22 protein-coding genes, 2 pseudogenes and 1 riboswitch are annotated in these 17,361 nt (G+C 54.8%); of the genes and pseudogenes, 16 read left to right on the top strand and 8 right to left on the bottom strand.

The window, feature by feature from the left end:
• Nucleotides 1–37: 37 nt before the first annotated feature.
• On the bottom strand, nucleotides 38–514 hold the full coding sequence (locus CXF97_RS23035) for a helix-turn-helix domain-containing protein (protein ID WP_042561611.1): 477 nt from the start codon (nucleotides 512–514) through the stop codon (nucleotides 38–40).
• Between the two features lie 177 nt (nucleotides 515–691).
• On the opposite strand from CXF97_RS23035, the gene CXF97_RS23030 reads away from it, so the two are divergent.
• The 5 genes from CXF97_RS23030 to CXF97_RS28825 all read left to right on the top strand — a co-directional run bounded on the left by CXF97_RS23030 (nucleotide 692) and on the right by CXF97_RS28825 (nucleotide 3,523).
• Nucleotides 692–1,426 carry a metallophosphoesterase gene (locus CXF97_RS23030; RefSeq protein ID WP_101161399.1) on the top strand — a complete coding sequence of 245 codons (735 nt, stop codon included), beginning with the start codon at nucleotides 692–694 and terminating at the stop codon, nucleotides 1,424–1,426.
• 76 nt (nucleotides 1,427–1,502) lie between these two features.
• Complete coding sequence (locus CXF97_RS23025) at nucleotides 1,503–1,820, top strand: hypothetical protein (RefSeq protein WP_101161397.1); 318 nt, start codon at nucleotides 1,503–1,505, stop codon at nucleotides 1,818–1,820.
• 98 nt (nucleotides 1,821–1,918) lie between these two features.
• Nucleotides 1,919–2,416 (top strand): hypothetical protein, encoded by a 498-nt coding sequence (locus CXF97_RS23020; RefSeq protein WP_101161395.1) that lies wholly within the window; start codon nucleotides 1,919–1,921, stop codon nucleotides 2,414–2,416.
• Between the two features lie 77 nt (nucleotides 2,417–2,493).
• The gene (locus CXF97_RS23015; protein WP_101161394.1) at nucleotides 2,494–3,123 is read left to right on the top strand and encodes an HAD family hydrolase; all 630 of its coding nucleotides are present in this window, start codon (nucleotides 2,494–2,496) and stop codon (nucleotides 3,121–3,123) included.
• 133 nt (nucleotides 3,124–3,256) lie between these two features.
• The gene (locus CXF97_RS28825) at nucleotides 3,257–3,523 is read left to right on the top strand and encodes an antitoxin Xre/MbcA/ParS toxin-binding domain-containing protein (protein WP_101161392.1); all 267 of its coding nucleotides are present in this window, start codon (nucleotides 3,257–3,259) and stop codon (nucleotides 3,521–3,523) included.
• Between the two features lie 419 nt (nucleotides 3,524–3,942).
• Here the strand turns inward: CXF97_RS28825 and CXF97_RS23005 are convergent, their stop codons facing one another.
• From CXF97_RS23005 to CXF97_RS22995, 3 genes are all read right to left on the bottom strand, one after another.
• Entirely contained in the window at nucleotides 3,943–4,248 is a 306-nt protein-coding gene (locus tag CXF97_RS23005; RefSeq protein WP_020192026.1) for a PadR family transcriptional regulator, read from the bottom strand.
• A gap of 10 nt (nucleotides 4,249–4,258) precedes the next feature.
• Nucleotides 4,259–5,464 carry a chromate efflux transporter gene (gene chrA, locus CXF97_RS23000; protein WP_101161388.1) on the bottom strand — a complete coding sequence of 402 codons (1,206 nt, stop codon included), beginning with the start codon at nucleotides 5,462–5,464 and terminating at the stop codon, nucleotides 4,259–4,261.
• 212 nt (nucleotides 5,465–5,676) lie between these two features.
• Nucleotides 5,677–6,042 carry a GNAT family N-acetyltransferase gene (locus CXF97_RS22995; protein ID WP_101161385.1) on the bottom strand — a complete coding sequence of 122 codons (366 nt, stop codon included), beginning with the start codon at nucleotides 6,040–6,042 and terminating at the stop codon, nucleotides 5,677–5,679.
• A gap of 140 nt (nucleotides 6,043–6,182) precedes the next feature.
• On the opposite strand from CXF97_RS22995, the gene CXF97_RS22990 reads away from it, so the two are divergent.
• From CXF97_RS22990 to CXF97_RS22955, 8 genes and pseudogenes are all read left to right on the top strand, one after another.
• Nucleotides 6,183–6,605, top strand: a complete 423-nt coding sequence (locus tag CXF97_RS22990; protein WP_101161382.1) for an arsenate reductase ArsC — start codon at nucleotides 6,183–6,185, stop codon at nucleotides 6,603–6,605.
• On the top strand, nucleotides 6,602–6,958 hold the full coding sequence (locus CXF97_RS22985; protein WP_020192022.1) for a metalloregulator ArsR/SmtB family transcription factor: 357 nt from the start codon (nucleotides 6,602–6,604) through the stop codon (nucleotides 6,956–6,958). The genes CXF97_RS22990 and CXF97_RS22985 overlap by 4 nt, the downstream gene beginning before the upstream one ends.
• Nucleotides 6,959–6,983: 25 nt before the next feature.
• The gene (locus CXF97_RS22980; RefSeq protein ID WP_101161380.1) at nucleotides 6,984–8,267 is read left to right on the top strand and encodes an arsenic transporter; all 1,284 of its coding nucleotides are present in this window, start codon (nucleotides 6,984–6,986) and stop codon (nucleotides 8,265–8,267) included.
• 16 nt (nucleotides 8,268–8,283) lie between these two features.
• Complete coding sequence (locus tag CXF97_RS22975) at nucleotides 8,284–8,754, top strand: arsenate reductase ArsC (protein WP_101161377.1); 471 nt, start codon at nucleotides 8,284–8,286, stop codon at nucleotides 8,752–8,754.
• Between the two features lie 47 nt (nucleotides 8,755–8,801).
• Nucleotides 8,802–9,515, top strand: a complete 714-nt coding sequence (gene arsH / locus CXF97_RS22970) for an arsenical resistance protein ArsH (protein WP_020192019.1) — start codon at nucleotides 8,802–8,804, stop codon at nucleotides 9,513–9,515.
• Between the two features lie 20 nt (nucleotides 9,516–9,535).
• Nucleotides 9,536–9,628: pseudogene (locus CXF97_RS22965) on the top strand (arsenate reductase); the annotation flags it as partial.
• A pseudogene (locus CXF97_RS22960) lies at nucleotides 9,625–9,720 on the top strand (universal stress protein); the annotation flags it as partial. The pseudogenes CXF97_RS22965 and CXF97_RS22960, both read left to right, overlap by 4 nt.
• A 92-nt stretch (nucleotides 9,721–9,812) precedes the next feature.
• Nucleotides 9,813–10,346, top strand: a complete 534-nt coding sequence (locus tag CXF97_RS22955; protein ID WP_020192018.1) for an NUDIX hydrolase — start codon at nucleotides 9,813–9,815, stop codon at nucleotides 10,344–10,346.
• 112 nt (nucleotides 10,347–10,458) lie between these two features.
• Here the strand turns inward: CXF97_RS22955 and nhaA are convergent, their stop codons facing one another.
• The 4 genes from nhaA to crcB all read right to left on the bottom strand — a co-directional run bounded on the left by nhaA (nucleotide 10,459) and on the right by crcB (nucleotide 13,252).
• Nucleotides 10,459–11,661: a Na+/H+ antiporter NhaA gene (gene nhaA, locus CXF97_RS22950; RefSeq protein ID WP_029615511.1), complete on the bottom strand. Its 1,203-nt coding sequence runs from the start codon at nucleotides 11,659–11,661 to the stop codon at nucleotides 10,459–10,461.
• A 310-nt stretch (nucleotides 11,662–11,971) separates the two neighbouring features.
• Nucleotides 11,972–12,502, bottom strand: a complete 531-nt coding sequence (gene ppa / locus CXF97_RS22945; RefSeq protein ID WP_101161376.1) for an inorganic diphosphatase — start codon at nucleotides 12,500–12,502, stop codon at nucleotides 11,972–11,974.
• Between the two features lie 2 nt (nucleotides 12,503–12,504).
• Complete coding sequence (locus CXF97_RS22940; protein WP_020191805.1) at nucleotides 12,505–12,858, bottom strand: DUF190 domain-containing protein; 354 nt, start codon at nucleotides 12,856–12,858, stop codon at nucleotides 12,505–12,507.
• A gap of 10 nt (nucleotides 12,859–12,868) precedes the next feature.
• On the bottom strand, nucleotides 12,869–13,252 hold the full coding sequence (gene crcB, locus CXF97_RS22935; protein ID WP_017337059.1) for a fluoride efflux transporter CrcB: 384 nt from the start codon (nucleotides 13,250–13,252) through the stop codon (nucleotides 12,869–12,871).
• Between the two features lie 138 nt (nucleotides 13,253–13,390).
• A riboswitch (Fluoride riboswitch) is annotated at nucleotides 13,391–13,452 on the bottom strand.
• A 1,646-nt stretch (nucleotides 13,453–15,098) separates the two neighbouring features.
• Between crcB and CXF97_RS28070 the strand changes: the two genes are divergently transcribed.
• The 3 genes from CXF97_RS28070 to CXF97_RS22920 all read left to right on the top strand — a co-directional run bounded on the left by CXF97_RS28070 (nucleotide 15,099) and on the right by CXF97_RS22920 (nucleotide 17,181).
• The gene (locus tag CXF97_RS28070; RefSeq protein ID WP_157830920.1) at nucleotides 15,099–15,266 is read left to right on the top strand and encodes a hypothetical protein; all 168 of its coding nucleotides are present in this window, start codon (nucleotides 15,099–15,101) and stop codon (nucleotides 15,264–15,266) included.
• 141 nt (nucleotides 15,267–15,407) lie between these two features.
• Nucleotides 15,408–16,193 (top strand): AbiJ-NTD4 domain-containing protein, encoded by a 786-nt coding sequence (locus tag CXF97_RS22925; RefSeq protein ID WP_256589900.1) that lies wholly within the window; start codon nucleotides 15,408–15,410, stop codon nucleotides 16,191–16,193.
• Nucleotides 16,194–16,398: 205 nt separating this feature from the next.
• Nucleotides 16,399–17,181, top strand: coding sequence for a phosphoribosyltransferase (locus CXF97_RS22920; protein WP_256589899.1), 783 nt, complete (start codon nucleotides 16,399–16,401; stop codon nucleotides 17,179–17,181).
• The last annotated feature ends 180 nt before the right edge of the window (nucleotides 17,182–17,361 follow it).

The following is a 17,361-nucleotide window of genomic DNA, read 5'->3' as shown; positions in this document are numbered from 1 at the left end:
TGGAGAGCTTCTCTGCTCTCACCCCACAACTCCCTTTCTAGCCAGGCAGTTCTTTGAGCCAGTAACGCCTGACAGTCGCTTCAGGCAACCCCAGCGCTCGACCCACCTCCGCCTTCGACATGCCACTGGCCTTGAGCTCTAGTACTGCCCGGATTCGATCTGGGCTGCTGGGTTTGCCTCGCGTGCGCTTCACCAGCCCTTCACCAGCGTCCCAATGCCTCTTCAGGCCCTGCAAGCCTCCCTGGGCTACGAAGCCTTCCAAGTCCTTTGAAGCCTTCGCCATGACATCGATAGGTGATGACCCATCCTGGAGGGCCTGACATAGCGCGACGAGAGCCACGAGGTCGAAATCCAGGGTGCGCGCGATCTTGCTCAGCTTGACCAAAGAGACCTGCGTTTTCCCTTGCTCCAATCGTGACAGATTGGCTTGGGAACTGATCTCGGCAAGCTCCTCCTGAGCTGATCCTCTCAGGTCGCGCAGAGCTCGGACTATTGCTGCTATCTCGTTCTGCATGCTGAGCGCTCAAAACGAAGAATAGGGCCACAGCGCCATTCGTCGATAAATATCGAAAGCTAGCAATAATGGCGATCATCGTTTATCGTGGGCCTACTGATGGCAGCTTCGCCGCGTCCGAGCGACCGGGCCAGGGAATGATCAATTTATTAGAAAGTCGACGTCAGCAGGCTTGGGATGAAGCTTCATATACTGTCTGATCTGCATTGTGAGTTCGCCGATTTCGTCCCCCCTGTGGTGGACTGTGACGTGGTCGTATTAGCCGGTGACATCCACGTGAAGTCCAGGGGGGCTAGATGGGCCAGCCTGACCTTCAGCACGCCTGTCATATATGCCATGGGCAATCATGAGCACTACAGCGGGAATATAGATCGAACCCACAGCAAGCTGCTTGACGCTGCTGAGGCGCACGTCCACGTCTTGGAAAATCAGGTTTTAGAACACCGTGACGTGCAGTTTCTCTGCGCTACGGGTTGGACGAGCCTGGCCGCGACCGGAGACCCAGTAGCTGCTTCTTGGTGCGCTCGTAACTCACTGAATGACTTTCGCGCAATCCGTGTCGGTGAACAGTATCGGCGTTTGCGCCCTGATGATCTGATCGCGAGAAATCGAGAGACGAAGGAGTGGTTGGAGGGCCAGCTGTCGGTGCCATTCAACGGTAAGCGTGTAGTTGTGACTCACCATCCGCCCCTTATGAAGTTCGTGAGCGACCAAGGAGCCGATCCTCACTTGCGAGCAGCGTATGGCAACAATTGGGATGGCCTGATGGATTTTAAGATCGATCTATGGATCTTTGGCCATACCCACGAAGCCGTGGATGAGGTGGTTAATGGCGTCCGGTTTGTGAGTAATCCTCGTGGTTACCCCTCTGAACAAACTGGATTTCGGCCAGACCTAGTTATCAGTGTATGAGGACTGATAAGGCTGCTGGTGTTTAGCTTTGTTCAGCAAGTGAGTAGGTTTCAAATTCGAACGTGATGGAGAGTCCATGAGTTGTCTGAATTTCCAGGACTGGACGGCTGAGGGCGGGATACGACTGCCCAGTCTGGTGTCATCTAAGTTGGCGATTGCGCAGGCTCATGATTGGGGCGCGCTAGTGGACGCGTACCTGGTAGATGCCGCTGAAGTTGGCAATCGTTTCGTTGCGTATGTGTATGGAGATCTTTCGGGGCAACTGGTCGATGGGATGACAATTGTCACGCCCCCTAGTGAGGTAATAGCGGAGGTCGAAGGCATGGCGTTATTGCGGACAGTGTCAGGCAACGATCATTACGTCATGGTCAGCCGATTGTCTGCCGCCGCTTGAGTGCCCCCGCGTCGTCGAGGCCGCTGTCTGAGCCTGCTTCATTCGGCCTCACCGTCATCTAATCCATTAATAGTTAATGTGTGTTTAAGGGAAGAAGCATGTCCAAGTTAAAGAAACTGACATTGACTGTTAAGAACTATGATGCTCAAGCGAGCGGTGATCTAGACGCTCTCTACCGACGTGTTAGATATGAAGACGAGCACGGCGCCACGCTCTATTTCAAAGAGGTTGTGATGCTGAAGTACCTTGCGAAGCATGGTGCTTTGGCGACTGATGTTCCGCGAACTTGGTACTATAAGCATGCCTCAAAGAAATCGATAATTGTTGTCGCTTTTGAGAAGGCTGGTGGGAAAGTTGAGTGCGACTTGGATGATCTGCGGCTTATTGCAAGGTCGACTTTGATAAAGGGTGTAGTTATTTCGCTAGCAGCGGTTCCAGCTGGAATTATTGCTGCAACGGCCACCTTTGGAGTTGGGCTTGTCATTATCCCTATGTTTTTGTGGTATGGGTACAGGAACGTCTTCAAGCTTCCGAAAATGCTTGGTCGAAAAACGCTGGTGGATGATTTTTCAAAATTTGGCGTTACTCTTCGATAGCTTAGTTTTTTGGTTGTTGAACTTGATTCTCGTTAGAGTTGCTGTCTTGCGGACGGTGACCAGCGAAGGAAACTCAGATGAAGACCAATGCCGTTATCTTTGACGCCTTCGGAACGCTGGTCGAGATTCAGCAGCCGACACGTCCGTTTCGACAGTTGCTTCGAGAGGGGCGACGCCAAGGCCGCTTGCCTCGCGCTGATGACATTCGAGCGATCATGACCCGTTGCCTTTCCCTAAGCGAGGCTGCGCTGTACTTTGGTATCAAAATCTCGCCCTCCCAGCTTGCATTTCTCGACCAATGCCTGGAGGAGGAACTGGCAAGCATTCGGCCTTATCCAGACGCGGTTGAGGCCGTTGGGCTACTGCAAGCTGCAGGGCTGAGATTGGCTGTGTGTTCAAACCTGGCCATGCCTTACGGCCCCGTAGTGGAAAGGATTTTCCCGCACCTTGGGGCCTATGGTTTCAGCTATCGCATTGGTGTTATGAAACCGCAAGCGACCATCTACCAGCACACCTGCGATCTACTTGATGTTCGGCCAGGAAATGAGCTCAGTAGTCAGAGGCGGATTGTCATGATTGGCGACTCAGAAAGGTGTGATCGGGATGGGCCTGGCCAGGTTGGTATCAAGGGTTATCTGTTGCGCAGGAATGGAGGCGGGGCTTCCAATCTTTCCCATTTTGCACAATCAGTGCTGAGTGATAGGTAGCTGGGAGCAGATCTTCAATTCGATGGAAGCGTTGCGTCTGAGCTAAAGGGCCGCGCCACGAGGTGGCCCTGTCGGGATGCCCCCTGCACAGAGTACGAGCGGCGACCAGACCAGTATCACCAGAGGGTGAAGCATGAATGAGCTTAGGATTGTCGGGCGATGCGTTCGCTCCCCGATCGGCTGCTGGAGTGCTAGGCATCGCTGTTTTGAAATGCGTTACGAGCAGGTCTTCTCAATCGCACTTGAAGTGTTTGGAAGCCGAAAGAAGGCGGAGCGATGGCTCGTAAGATCTGTAGTAGGTGTAGGCCGTCAGGCACCCTGCAGGGTGCTGTGCACACCTATGGGACTCACAATTATCCATGACGAGATTATACGGCTTGACCACGGCATACGAGCCTAATGCCATCTAGCCTGTCGTTGCGTTCTATCGAGTGAGGGCCGCCGCACCAGAGACTGTGCGATTCGTGGTCTTGTGTGCTGAGCTTCACTGCCAAATTTTTCCGATCTGGCTTTTCAGACTATCGGGTGGGCAGACTATAAGCCATTGACGAATGGTAACGCCTTGCACATGTAGCAAGCCGAGCCAGGGCAAAGCCCCCTGAACTGCTCCGTCTGTGAGATCAGATGCGTAATTGCATGGACTTGACCACCTGTTGCACTCGACTTGACCCGTTGTTTGCATCGAATTTGACCGGCGCACGGGTACGCCTTGACGGGCAGAAGTCGGCCAAAAGCGTACGTAGCTAATAGGCCACTGCTTTCGGTCAGTGTGCGGTCATGAAAGCAAGTAGCTGGTCGCAGGCACTCCGGTTAAGACCATCAGCGTCCTTCGATTAACTCGCCGAACAACTCCCTAACCTTCACCTTGGCATCTGCCAGCGCGGCTCGGCCTTCATCGGTAATCTCATACATGCGTCGCTCGCGGCGCCCAGTGCGTTCATGGTGCGAGCACAGATAACCCTTCTTCTCCAAACCGTGCAGCATCGGATACAGCGTGCCCGCGCTGAGCTTGTAACCGTGGTGGCTCAGCTCCTCGATGACGGCCAGCCCGAAGATGGGAGCCTCGGCAGCGTGGTGCAGGATATGCAGGCGGATCAACCCGCCGTAGAGGTCTTTGTCGGTCACTCGATGTATCTCACAGTGCAATGCTCAACAGCCCGCCCAGGACACCGCTGCCCAGCACGACCAGCCACGGCGGCAGCTTCCAGAACATCAACGCCACCAGTGCCACGAGGGCCAGGCCAAAGTCTTGCGGGCCATGAATCGCACTCGTCCATACCGGCTGGTAGAGAGCAGCAAGCAGCAGGCCGACCACGGCCGCATTGATGCCCAGCAGTGCGGCCTGCGTACGCAGGTTACGGCGCAGGTGCTCCCAGAATGGCAAGGCCCCCACCACCAGCAGGAAAGACGGCGCAAAGATCGCCAGCAGGCAAATCAGCCCGCCAAGCCAGCCAGTTGGTGCTTGGTTCATCGAGGCACCGAGAAATGCTGCAAAGGTGAATAGAGGCCCCGGCACGGCCTGCGCCGCACCATAGCCCGCGAGGAATGCTTCGTTGTCGACCCAGCCTGTTGGTACGACCTCAGCTTGCAACAGCGGCAGCACCACATGCCCGCCACCGAATACCAGCGAGCCGGCGCGGTAGAAGGCATCCATCATCGCCAGTGTCTGGCTCGGGAACACAGCTGTCAGCAACGGCAGCCCAAGCAGCAGGGCAAAGAACAGGGCCAGCCAGAACAAGCCAACGCGACGCCGCACGCTGATCGGTAGTGGATCATGGGCCTCGCCCTGCTGTGGTTTGAATAGCAGCAGGCCGACGATGGCTGCAAGGATGATGACACTCACTTGCCCCCAGGCAGAGGGTACGAGCAGCACGAAGCAGGTCGCCGCTGCCATGATGGAAATACGCGGCGCATCGGGACAAAGATTGCGCGCCATGCCCCAGACAGCCTGGGCGACCACCGCCACGGCCACCACCTTCAGACCGTGCAGCACGCCAGCAGGCATGGCATCACCATAACCGGCGATGCCGAGTGCGAAGAGGATCAAGGCGATTGCGGAGGGCAAGGTGAATCCCATCCACGCGGCTAGTGCCCCGGCGTAGCCGGATCGAGACAACCCGAGCGCAATCCCGACCTGGCTACTGGCTGGCCCCGGTAAGAACTGGCAAAGGGCGACAAGATCCGCATAGCTGCGCTCGCTCAACCATTGTCGACGCACCACGAACTCATCGCGGAAATAGCCCAGGTGTGCGATTGGGCCGCCGAAGGAGGTGAGCCCCAAGCGGAGGAAGATCAAAAAAACAGCCCAAGGGCTACGGTCAGTCTTGGTGATTTCAGTCATGGTCAATACCTGATCTCTGACAAGGCTGGATGAAATTATCGATATACGATAGCGTAAATCGATAATTGAGGTCGACCATCATGGAACTCGTTCTGATCGGCTTACGCCGTGCTTCAAGTGGTCAGATCCAATGCAATTGGCTGGTCAAGTCCGATGCAAACAGGTGGTCAAGTGCAATGCAAACGATTGGTCAAGTGAGGTGCAATTCCCAATCAGAGGCGGCTCAGAGTCTCGCTGGTTAGTGCGTATCCCTGCTGTTCAAAAAAGCCTGATGCAATTGTTGTCAGCAAATGAAATCGAGCGATTCCCTGCTTCGCAGCTATTGCTTCAACGACTCGAAGCATTTCACCTCCAACCCCTGTCGATCTGTATGCCGGCTCCACGACCAGGGAACGCAGCAATCCATCTGCCCCATGCGTTTCAAACCCTCCCCACCCAACAGTCTCACCATCCCGCGTGAATTCGAAAAAGGTTCGGTTCGGAAGATCCACATCGTCTGATGGAAGGTCAGCAGACTCCAAGGCGTCGCGAAAGCGCTGCCATTGCCCTCCGGCTATTTGCATTGTCTGGATCATCATCTCCGTCTCCACACTGTCATTCCCTATGCCTTGCTTTGCATGACCGCTATGGCTCAAGCCTGAGCAGCGGTCATCATATTCGCTTTACCGAATATCTGCCAAAGCGTATATTCGATTTTCCATATGCATCGAGTCCAGTCATGACCCCTGCTATCAAAGTTCTTTTCGTGTGCGTTGCCAACTCAGTCCGCTCCCAGCTTGCAGAGGCGTTACTGCGGCACACCGACCCGCGCTTCGAGGCCTTCAGCGCAGGATCCCAACCGTCTGAGATTGATCCGCGCACGATTCAGGCATTGGAGGCAGTTGGAGTCGATACAGCGGGCCTGCGAAGCAAGTCCATCAGCGAGTTTCAAGCTGATCGATTCGATTACGTCATCACTCTTTGCGATAAGTCCGCCAGCGAGTGCCTATCAATGCCCTGTGCAGGTGAAGTCATTGCCTGGGATTTTTCTGACCCAGTAACGAGCGATGATCCCGGCGCATTTCGCCACACGCTCCACGACATCCATGAGCGCATCAAGCTCTTCGTTTTGGTCAAGACCAAACACCTGGAGGATCTATGACAGAACCCATGAACCCCACCACGTTATTCAAGTGCTTGGCGGATGACACCCGAGCCAAAATTTCCCTGCTTGTCGTGAGCGAAGGCGAGCTGTGTGTCTGCGAGCTGACGGCGGCACTCGACCTGAGCCAGCCGAAGATTTCTCGTCATTTGGCCCTGCTGCGCTCTGCTGGTTTGTTGATGGATCGTCGGCAAGGTCAGTGGGTGTACTACCGCCTGAACCCCGACTTGCCTGCGTGGGTAACTGCGGTTTTGAAAGAAGTCGTAGACGCCAATCAGCATTGGCTGGAAACCGAGGCTAAACGCCTGTGCGGTATGAACGACCGCCCTATCAATCAGGGCGTGTGCAGCTGATTCACGCCCCAACCGGATTACTGAAATGCTGATTGCCGTATTGATCTTTATCGCCACTATCGTGCTCGTCATCTGGCAACCCAAGGGGCTCGGGGTAGGTTGGAGCGCGACGTTGGGTGCCATCGTGGCGCTGCTGGCAGGCGTCGTTACCCTGGCTGACATACCAGAGGTTTGGCGCATTGTCTGGAATGCCACCGGGACGTTTATCGCAGTCATCATCATTAGCCTGCTGCTTGATGAAGCAGGCTTTTTCAAGTGGGCTGCGTTGCATGTAGCGCGGTGGGGTGCTGGAAGCACTCGTAAGTTGTTTGCGTTCATCGTCTTGCTGGGCGCAGCTGTGTCGGCACTGTTCGCCAATGACGGAGCAGCGTTAATCCTCACACCCATTGTGATCGCGATGTTGCTGGCGTTGCGTTTTTCTCCTGCTGCTACGTTGGCATTCGTCATGGCAGCCGGTTTTATCGCCGATACGGCGAGCTTACCGCTGGTGGTTTCCAACCTGGTCAACATCGTTTCTGCCGACTACTTCGATATCGGCTTCAACGAATATGCTTCGATCATGGTGCCGGTAAACATCGTCAGCGTGGCAGCGACATTAGCCATGCTGCTGTGGTTTTTCCGCAAAGATTTACCAAAGACCTATGACCTCGACCAACTGGACAACCCGGACGAGGCAATTCACGACCGCGCCACTTTCGTAGCCGGCTGGTGGGTGCTGGCACTACTCCTGATCGGATTCTTTGTCATTGAGCCGCTGGGTGTGCCAATCAGCGCCATTGCTACGGTCTGCGCATTCGTCCTCTATGTCATCGCGGCTCGTGGTCATGCCATCAACACAAGCAAGGTGCTCAAAGAGGCTCCATGGCAAGTGGTGATTTTTTCCCTGGGTATGTATCTGGTCGTTTATGGCCTTAAGAACGCGGGCCTGACTGATCACATCGCCCAGATTCTGAAAGTATTCGCCGGTTATGGCGTCTGGGGGGCATCCCTGGGTACTGGGATGCTAACGGCATTGCTGTCGTCGATCATGAACAACATGCCCACGGTTCTGGTGGGTGCCTTATCCATTCATGCCGCCGAAGTAGATGGCGTCGTTCAGCAAGCGATGGTGTACGCCAACATCATTGGCTGCGACCTAGGCCCGAAGATCACCCCAATTGGCAGTTTGGCCACGCTGTTGTGGCTGCATGTGCTGGCCAAGAAGGACATCAAGATCAGTTGGGGTTACTACTTCAAGACTGGGATCGTGCTGACCTTGCCTATCCTCGTCGCCACCTTGTCTGCCCTGGCCTTGCGCCTCAGTTTCTGAATCAAGGAATCTTCTGATGAAAGTCTTGTTCATGTGCACCCACAACAGCTGCCGCAGCATCCTGTCCGAGGCGCTGTTCAATCACCTGGCGCCTGAAGGCGTAGAAGCGGTCAGCTCGGGGAGCTTTCCCAGTGGCCGGGTGAATCAAAGGGCACTGCAGACGCTTGAGGCGGCGGGTATCTCTACGGCGGGCTTAAGCAGCAAGGCTTCTGATGCTTTTGAAGGCTCGCCTCCAGACATCGTGATCACTGTCTGTGACCGGGCTGCAGGTGAGGCATGCCCAATCTTCTTTGGGCCAGCTTTGAAGGCGCATTGGGGGCTGGCTGACCCGTCTGAGGCTAGCGGGTCGGAAGCCGAGATCACCGCTGCGTTTGAAGCCACACTCGTGAAAATTCACGAGCGCGTGAGCGCATTTCTTGCGCTTCCACTGATGACCATAAGCGCTGAACAGTTGAAAGCTGAACTGAGTCGCATCGGTTCACTTTAGAGATCAACCGAGGCGGTGCCCAACCTGGCGTCGCCGTAGGAGTTTATATGCAAGACACATTGCCGAACGTCCACGCCGACCTGATCGACATTCCTTCGTTGGAGCAACTGGCACCTCGTACGCCTTCGCTTCATAAGCCTCGAATTCTGCTTTTGTACGGATCGACGCGAGAGCGCTCTTTCAGCCGGCTGGTGACTCAGGAAGCAGCGCGCTTGTTGGAAGAGTTTGGCGCCGAAACCAAGATCTTTGACCCGTCAGGTCTCCCGCTGCCGGATGACGCTCCCGATACACATCCCAAGGTCGCTGAGCTGCGCGAGCTGATGCAATGGTCTGAGGGACAGGTGTGGTGCTCCCCTGAGCGTCACGGCTCCATGAGTGCGGTATTCAAAGCCCAAATTGACTGGGTTCCGCTGGCGATGGGCGCTGTACGACCTACCCAAGGCAAAACCCTTGCTGTGATGCAGGTCTGTGGTGGTTCTCAATCCTTCAACGTGGTTAACCAACTACGGGTACTTGGCCGATGGATGCGGATGTTTACCATCCCTAACCAGTCTTCCGTGGCCAAGGCGTTCACCGAGTTCGATGAAGCAGGCCGTATGAAGCCGTCCTCGTACTACGACCGACTGGTGGACGTGATGGAGGAGTTGATGAAATTCACCCTGCTGTTGCGGGATCGCCAGGATTATCTGGTTGATCGGTACTCCGAGCGTAAAGAGTCCGCCGAAGACCTGTCCAAGCGCGTCAACCAGCGCTCCATCTAACGTCAGCACGAGGAAGCGATATGAGCCAGATCACGATCTACCACAACCCCGAATGCGGCACCTCTCGCAACACCTTGGAATTGATCCGCAATAGCGGGGAAGAACCGACAGTTACGGGCACTCACGCATCAGGCAATTTCTGGTAGGCAGCACGACCACGACGATGCTGCGAACATCCACTTTTCCCGTATTGCTGCTTCGCTGAGCCAGTGCCACTGGCCATAGTATTTCCAGAACTGCGGAAATGCCGTGGCCACCCTGGGCGATGACTAACTGATCTTGCCGTAACGAGAGCACATGCAACTCATAACTGAAATTGTTCACCCCGAGCTCACATCAAAGCAGGGCAGAGTATTCCGTCGACATGCAGCACGCGGCATCGTGATGCGGCATGAGCAGATCCTGTTGCTGTTTACCGAGCGCTATAACGACTTCAGCTTTCCTGGCGGCGGCCTTGACGGTGACGAGGACATTGTCACAGGCTTGAAGCGTGAGCTTGAGGAAGAGACTGGCGCCCGTGAAATACAGGTGCTCCAGCACTACGGTTACATTGAGGAGTACCGGCCCTACTGGAAGCCACAGTACGATCTGATGCACATGACCTCGCATTTTTATCAATGCGAAGTAGCGCCCCAGCTAGAGCCCGTGAGAATGGAAAGCCACGAAATCGCGAATGGTATGCGGCCTGTCTGGATCAACCTGCATGAGGCCATAACGCATAATGAAGCCGTGATGCAGCGTCAGGAGTCATCGATGGGGCAGTCAATTCAGCGCGAAACGTTCATGCTGAAAAAAGTTGTGTCCGAGTTGATGCCGCCAATCAGCCTTTGATGGGCTATCTCAGCAGCTTGTGGCGTAAAGCACGATGACCTCACTTCGCGAGACGATGTTCCAGCCACAGGATTTCTGTCAGGGAGAAACTCCGTGGCCGGCTCGCTTACGCTTATTTAGAGACCGTGGCGGCGACAATGGCGGGCCCAGCGCTGCGTCGCAAAATCAGGACTCCACCGATTGCAGCTAAGGTCGAACCGATCAACACACCGACTTTTACTTCGTCGATCAGGTGAGCTGATCCAGCAAACGCCAGGTTTCCGATGAACAGGCTCATGGTGAAGCCGATGCCACACAAGAGCGCAACGCCGTAAAGCTGTGCCCAATTGCTGCCTTCCGGCAGTTTGGCCAAGCCCATACGAATGGCCAGAGCAGCTAATAGGAAAATGCCAACTTGCTTGCCCACCAACAGACCGAGCGCTACACCCAGCGGAACCGGATCGACTAGGTTTTCCATCGAAATACCGGCCAATGAAACACCCGCATTGGCGAAGCCAAAAATCGGCACCACAGCGAACGCTACCCACATATGCAGCTTTTCTTCTAGGAACAGCAGTGGAGACCGGGCTTCTTCTTCAGGCTTACCCATTGGAACACACAGCGCTACAGCGACACCTGCAAGGGTGGCGTGCACTCCCGATTGCAGCACGAAGAACCACAGCACACCACCTACCAGCAGATACGGGAACAATCGTCTGACGCCCAATCGATTCATTGCGATCAGAATGGCCAGGGTTGCGAGCGATGCCAGCAACATCGGCATGGAAAGACCAGAGGTGTAGAAAAAGGCAATGATGACTACAGCACCCAGGTCGTCAATGATCGCCAAGGCGGCGAGGAAGACCTTCAGCGACGTAGGGACTCGCTTCCCCAGCAACGACAAGACGCCCAAGGCGAATGCGATGTCGGTAGCGGCTGGGATAGCCCACCCCTTCAAAGTCTCAGAATTACCCCAGTTGATTGCGATGTAGATCAGCGCAGGCACAACCATGCCACCTAAAGCACCAAACCCCGGCAGGGCGCGCTGGCCCCAAGTGGAAAGCCCACCTGCCAGAACCTCTCTTTTGATCTCTAGGCCGACCATCAGGAAGAAGATGGCCATGAGGCCATCATTGACCCAATGCTCCACAGACATGCCCAACCAGACACTGTGCAAGGCGGCAAAATAACCTTGCGAGAGAGGCGAGTTCGCCACGATTAGGGCCGCGAGTGCTGCGCCCATCAGTACAAGACCGCCAGCGGATTCCGACGATAGGAAGCGAGCCAGAATCGCGGCTGCTCTAGGGGTTTCTGCGGGAGCTCTACTATGAGTCATCAGTGTCCTTGCGCTTTGATCCAAAGCGATTATTTTAACATCCGAGGTTTACCAGCACGGCAGGGCACATAGCCTGTAACGATTTACACCGAGCCTTAATCAGCCGTCAGTGTGTTCCCCGGCACGGGCTCGCTCATGAAACGCAGGAGCGCGCTCCAAGCACATAGCCTCACTAGGCGAGCGAGCATCGATCCTTCTTTACAGGCGTGTGGCTCCTCGGATATTTGATGATTGAAGCAACTGAGGCCCAGCATAAATGCACGCACCTCAGCGCGATCCTACGACAGTGGCATTTGAATCTGGAGTAAGCCTATTTGGGGATATACGCCGCTACCGACTTGCGAATCTCTTCCCGCGCCTCATCCGCGCTCCCCCAACGCCCCATCTTCACCCACTTACCCGGCTCCAATGCTTTGTAGTTTTCGAAGAAGTGCTGGATCTGTGCGAGGAGTAACGCAGGTAGGTCTGAGCACTCTTTCACGTCGGTGTACAATGAGCTAAGTTTCTCGTGAGGCACTGCGATCACCTTGGCATCCGCTCCGGCTTCGTCAGTCATGTACATCACACCAACCGGGCGACTACGGATGACAACACCAGGTGAGACGGGATAAGGGCAAACCACCAGGACGTCCAGCGGATCACCATCGTCGCTCAGCGTGTTCGGGATAAACCCGTAGTTGGCCGGATAGAACATCGGTGTGCTGAGGAAGCGGTCGACAAAGATCTGCCCACTTGGCTTGTCCACCTCGTACTTGATCGGCGAGTGGTTTGCAGGAATCTCTATAACGGTGAAGAAGTCATCGGGGATGGCGTTGCCAGCTGGGATGTCCGCGTAGCTCATGTTCATAGCTCCGAAGTTGTGGAGGGTGTTGAGCTGGAGGGCATTTTTCCAAGGGTGCCCATCTCGACTGGCGTCTTCGTGAAAAACACCGATATTTCCTCAGAGTCCAATCGTTTGAACAATCGTTCTGCCTCATCTTCCGTGATGGCCAAGCGAATCTCCGTGGGTTGATCCGCCAGCTCAAAAAAGTGCGATGAATGCAGTTTTCCTGTGTGCCCAAACCCTTCGATTCCGGTGCAGAGCGTGGCGCCTCGCAACCCCATTTCTTTAGCCACGTCGACGATCCATTCGCCTAGCATCTTTCCCTGATAACGACGGTTTTGTTGGGTGAAGAAAACGACCATATAGCCTTTCATTTCTATCTCCTCAGCGAGTACCAATCATTTGGTAGGACAGAAGCCCCGCAGCGGTCATCGCTAACGAGCCTGCAACGTGCAACGAAATTGAGCCAAGCGCCCAGACCAGTCTTCCTTCCTGAATCAAGGCAACCGTTTCGGCTGAAAATGTAGAGAAGGTGGTAAGCCCACCACAGAAACCCGTGATGATCAGGAGACGCCACTCTGGACTGAGGGTAGGAGAAGCGGCCAAGAAGGCGATGGCCAGGCCGATGATGTAGCCCCCAACCATGTTCGCGACCACAGTACCTGGGGGAATCGTAGGAAACAGAGCATTCAGTTTCATGCCCAATATCCAGCGCAACCAGGCTCCAAGTGAAGCGCCAACGGCGATGACCATTAAAGACTTCAGCATGGCGAGCCCACCTCATCAGACCTGAGTGGACTAACTGGCAAGCGGCTCGCGCCGAAAGAAAAAGGAAACTCGGAGGATAAGATCATAGCCTGTCCTAAAATGGAGGACAGGGAGACGCACCTACGCACCCTGTCCAGGGTTCACGTAGGCATCATCAGCACGAAGGCGGTTAAAGGAGGAATGCCATCTCCTGATCTGATCCTATAGCATCAGCGCCAATGGTATCAATAGGCATCAAGAGCAGCTGCATGCAAGCGATCTGAAGGCCCTTTTGGCTAGGCAAGATGTTTGATTGTTGGCGCTGATTGAAAACTGACCCATCCTGCCGATTGAAAATTGACCCAGGGAGGATTGCTGATTTTTGTCCCAGCAATTGTGGATAGGAAGGTGAGTTGGCCGGACGGTTACAAATGATCGACATGGCCAATGTATCTGCTACTGGACGCGGTTGTAGGCGATCAAAATTCGCATTTGGTGAATCGAAACTCATAAATGTTAGCGTTTTCGCCTGCTTTAAAGCATTTTTTATAGGTTTTCGAGGATTTTTGAGTGAAAACTCAGATTGACAAATAGGCAATTTATTTACCGTTCGTCGGCAATGTCCATTTTATTTTCACCCCCCCCCTCTTGAAAATTTTTAAGCGAGACGGAGCTCTTATATTTGAGAGCAAGATAAAAGCGGCAGTGGCCCAGGCACCGCTTTTCTCACAGGATCCCACCGGCTTTAGGTCTGATATTTACGGCTTCTAGATCACACGGTTTGAGGGTCTGGTGTGAAGCTGAGGTTGGAATGGGTGGGCCGGGGGCCAAGGAGAAATCGCTTTCTTTTGCAGCCGCAGGCTGCTGCTGACGCTTTGACGTCAAACCAATAGGGCTTTTTTGCTGGGATCAGTTCGTCTGAAATTCCACCCGTCTCGTACAACAGGCGTCTGCAAACGTCCGCCCCCGTCATATTTCTAACGAAATGCATTTGCTGACCCTATACGCACGTTGAAAATTCTGGCCTGTAAACCAAATTTTTACACTGTAAACTCCTGTGATTAACACGTTAAAAAATTGGTTTACAGGGTGCACCTGAATTCTGGCCGCGCTTGGGTGCTATGTTGCCAATTTATGGATAATGCTAGCCCGACATCGGATCCTATGACCCCACTGTCTGATGGTCAGCTCTGGTCTCTTGCCTGCGAAGCCTATGGGGATGATCTCCCTGTAATCCTTCGATCGCTTTTAAGCGCCTACGAGCGTCGTCCTGGGCTGAATAATCCTATCCGTGTTCACAGGTCGGTCATCGGCGTTGATGGCTTTACAGCGCTTCGAGAGGCCCTTGTTACACAGCGCTCCAATAGTTTCCATCAGATCCAAGGTTGCTTGGAGATCCGCGAACCTCTGGCTTGGCATCTTGTACGCCATCTGCAGCAGAAGCTGATCATCGATGGGCATGCCCCTGCTTCAATCCGCGACCAGCGTTTTGCGGCAGACCTGAGGCTTTGATCTTGTCCAGTTGAGATACCTAGTCGTCCATTGGGTCGAGACGATCTTGCTCCTCTTCAGTTGTGTCGGCCTCTCTGCCCGACTTTGGTCGCAGCTGTGCGGACATCCACTCGCCCGCTTCGCTGAGTTCTTGCATCATCTCCGCGAATCGTCTCCGCGAACTCCATGGGTGTCGGGGGCGCTTTCTTGTACTGCAAATGACCTTCGATAGCTCAAGCAGTGGCGCACATTGCCATGGGTTAAGCTTCCACTGATCTCAAAACGGAATCGAGCTCGTGACTAGAAATCCAGTTGAACGGGCCCTCATGGCACGAGGGGTAGACAGTGGGTTGGCCAGGAGGCTGAGGGAGGAGAAATGGACACTCGCGAAGCTTCAATTGCAGTCTTGGCGATTCGCAGCGCTCATGAAAAGTTGAAGACGAGGATGTATGAGATTGGCCTCTATCAAAGCGGCCTGATAGGTCATGAGGTTGAAGACGAGGAGTTTGACGATTCCGAACCTGATTACGATGACGATGAATGACGATAGCAGAAACGATGACTCACTTTCAGGCGAGCCCATGTGTCGATGCGCTGTCCTATTCTGACCGCGAAATGTCAGGCATTATCGAGCGAAATCGAGGTGGCGATATGCCATTTTGGCTCGCTCGGCTGGAGGCTCAACATGAAGGCTTCATTCTCAAAGCGTCACGGTTTCTCCCAGGTCGATGAGGCCGAAATCGCTGTCCGGGAGGATGCACCGCAAGCGCTGCAGGAGTACCTGATTCAGCTGAGCTACGAATGTGGCCTCAAGCCTTCAGGGCTGCGCGAAATCATCTGCCAGACCTTAAAAGTTTTGCCTGACAAGCAGAACTGGAGCGAGACGCCCAACATCCATGAGGAGAACGTCCAGCGCCTTGAGCAATGCAAATGGTTCAAGGTGTATGACGTCATCGAGCGGCTTGATGACTACTTCTGCAACCGTAATTACGACGGGGACGTGCACGAGCACTTCACGACTGAGCTGAACGAGTTCTTCATCGAGCACGGCATAGGCTGGAAGCTGATCGATGGCCGCATCGAAATGCGTGGCTCTGAATCCTTCGAACAGGTTTTGAACTCGGCGAAAGAAACTGAGCATCAACACGGGCACATCACGGCCAGCAAAGAGTTGCACCAGGCGATTGCTGACCTCTCACGCCGGCCATCCCCAGACCCGACTGGAGCAATTCAGCACGCCATGGCCTCGCTGGAGTGCGTCGCTCGACAGGTCACTGGGGATCAACAGGCAACCTTGGGCAGGATCATGAACGATTGTCGAACGCTGATTCCAGCACATTGGATCAGGCGGTTATCAAAACTTGGGCGTACGCGTCGGAGTTCGGACGGCACATCCAGGAAGGGCGCGAACCGTCCTTCGAGGACGCTGAACTCGTTGTTGGCCTGTGCGCCTCGGTCAGCAGCTACCTGATCAAGAAATCGAAGTGACGGAAATCGGTGTTCGGCCCTCGGGCGGGGACTCGCGAGTATGTCGTGCGGATGTTGGATGACGGTGGCCGCGATTTTTGCCGTCGCAGCAAGACCAGCATCGGTTGCAAAGGCCGTGGTCAGGGCCCCAGGCGTTTCACTTGATCGAAGCCGGAGCGCGCTAGCCGCCAAGCTGGCCCGGCATTATGATGGCTGGCTTTGCCGTCATCATTTGTTCACTTGTTCGGGGTAGACCTTTGGGACTTGTCGTCACGCAGAACCTGGTCACGGTTGACCACGCCGTCAGAGAGCATTTGATCACCACTGTGGATGGCAACCCTAAAACGGACATCCGGGAGTGCGGGCTAAAGGTCACGTCCTTGTTCACACGGATCAAGTCCTCCGCTAAGCGGAGCCGGGATCGGAAGGCCAGTGTGATCGGCGATAACTGCCCGCTCCTGTACGCCCTTAAAGGCAAAGACGGCCTTAAGACCAATATCACCTCCATCAAACGCCTGGCACAGAGCGGTAGCGAGATCCTGGCGGTGATTGCCGCACAAACGCAAGCCGACACGGTGGTGTATATGCCGTCAAGCTACAGTTTGAGCCGCATCGTGGCGTCGCGATGCGCCTCCGTGCTCAACGCTGAATTGGCCCATGATGTCTTCGTAAAGTCGACCAAGCTGGAAGCCTTTGACATGATCCGAAGAGCAGAGGACAACGGCGAAATCACTGGCGATGAACGCAAAGGCCTCCAGTTCAGGCTAAAAAAAGCTGATGGCTTTCCCCTGAAGGTGATCCCGGTGGAGTATCGTCACCTGTTCACGCCTCTCCAGCGCAACCCAGCTTTTCGTGGTAACGTTACTGGACGCGTTGTGTTGGTTGACGACCTGCTGGCCACAGGGCGAACGCTCACGGTGGCCAAAGAGATCGTCCAGGCGATGAATGGCGTCACTTCGGTGGAAGCCGTGTGCCTGTTCAGCGACGTGTGATGCTTTACAAGGGATAGCCCCTTCGCTACTATTGATTACGAGTGTGCATGAGCCTCCCCGCTCGTTAAATCCAGATGAGGCCCGCGTAGCACCTCCCAGGGTCAGTCCGTAAAGGGCAAATAATGGGATGGTTAGGCAGCGGCTAACCCCTCAACCTTCTAGGTTGTTGAAGCGTCATAG

Source organism: Pseudomonas sp. Choline-02u-1, assembly GCF_002836515.1.
Lineage (GTDB): Bacteria > Pseudomonadota > Gammaproteobacteria > Pseudomonadales > Pseudomonadaceae > Aquipseudomonas.
Note: the sequence above shows the minus strand (reverse complement) of the source record. Positions and strands in the feature narration are given on the sequence as shown.

Coding starts and splice junctions, on each gene's coding strand:
- CXF97_RS23035 (WP_042561611.1), bottom strand. CDS start 514: ATGCAGAACGAGATAGCAGCAATAGTCCGAGCTCTGCGCGACCTGAGA.
- CXF97_RS23030 (WP_101161399.1), top strand. CDS start 692: ATGAAGCTTCATATACTGTCTGATCTGCATTGTGAGTTCGCCGATTTC.
- CXF97_RS23025 (WP_101161397.1), top strand. CDS start 1,503: ATGAGTTGTCTGAATTTCCAGGACTGGACGGCTGAGGGCGGGATACGA.
- CXF97_RS23020 (WP_101161395.1), top strand. CDS start 1,919: ATGTCCAAGTTAAAGAAACTGACATTGACTGTTAAGAACTATGATGCT.
- CXF97_RS23015 (WP_101161394.1), top strand. CDS start 2,494: ATGAAGACCAATGCCGTTATCTTTGACGCCTTCGGAACGCTGGTCGAG.
- CXF97_RS28825 (WP_101161392.1), top strand. CDS start 3,257: ATGAATGAGCTTAGGATTGTCGGGCGATGCGTTCGCTCCCCGATCGGC.
- chrA (WP_101161388.1), bottom strand. CDS start 5,464: ATGACTGAAATCACCAAGACTGACCGTAGCCCTTGGGCTGTTTTTTTG.
- CXF97_RS22995 (WP_101161385.1), bottom strand. CDS start 6,042: ATGATGATCCAGACAATGCAAATAGCCGGAGGGCAATGGCAGCGCTTT.
- CXF97_RS22990 (WP_101161382.1), top strand. CDS start 6,183: ATGACCCCTGCTATCAAAGTTCTTTTCGTGTGCGTTGCCAACTCAGTC.
- CXF97_RS22985 (WP_020192022.1), top strand. CDS start 6,602: ATGACAGAACCCATGAACCCCACCACGTTATTCAAGTGCTTGGCGGAT.
- CXF97_RS22980 (WP_101161380.1), top strand. CDS start 6,984: ATGCTGATTGCCGTATTGATCTTTATCGCCACTATCGTGCTCGTCATC.
- CXF97_RS22975 (WP_101161377.1), top strand. CDS start 8,284: ATGAAAGTCTTGTTCATGTGCACCCACAACAGCTGCCGCAGCATCCTG.
- arsH (WP_020192019.1), top strand. CDS start 8,802: ATGCAAGACACATTGCCGAACGTCCACGCCGACCTGATCGACATTCCT.
- CXF97_RS22955 (WP_020192018.1), top strand. CDS start 9,813: ATGCAACTCATAACTGAAATTGTTCACCCCGAGCTCACATCAAAGCAG.
- nhaA (WP_029615511.1), bottom strand. CDS start 11,661: ATGACTCATAGTAGAGCTCCCGCAGAAACCCCTAGAGCAGCCGCGATT.
- ppa (WP_101161376.1), bottom strand. CDS start 12,502: ATGAGCTACGCGGACATCCCAGCTGGCAACGCCATCCCCGATGACTTC.
- CXF97_RS22940 (WP_020191805.1), bottom strand. CDS start 12,858: ATGAAAGGCTATATGGTCGTTTTCTTCACCCAACAAAACCGTCGTTAT.
- crcB (WP_017337059.1), bottom strand. CDS start 13,252: ATGCTGAAGTCTTTAATGGTCATCGCCGTTGGCGCTTCACTTGGAGCC.
- CXF97_RS28070 (WP_157830920.1), top strand. CDS start 15,099: ATGGACACTCGCGAAGCTTCAATTGCAGTCTTGGCGATTCGCAGCGCT.
- CXF97_RS22925 (WP_256589900.1), top strand. CDS start 15,408: ATGAAGGCTTCATTCTCAAAGCGTCACGGTTTCTCCCAGGTCGATGAG.
- CXF97_RS22920 (WP_256589899.1), top strand. CDS start 16,399: ATGGCTGGCTTTGCCGTCATCATTTGTTCACTTGTTCGGGGTAGACCT.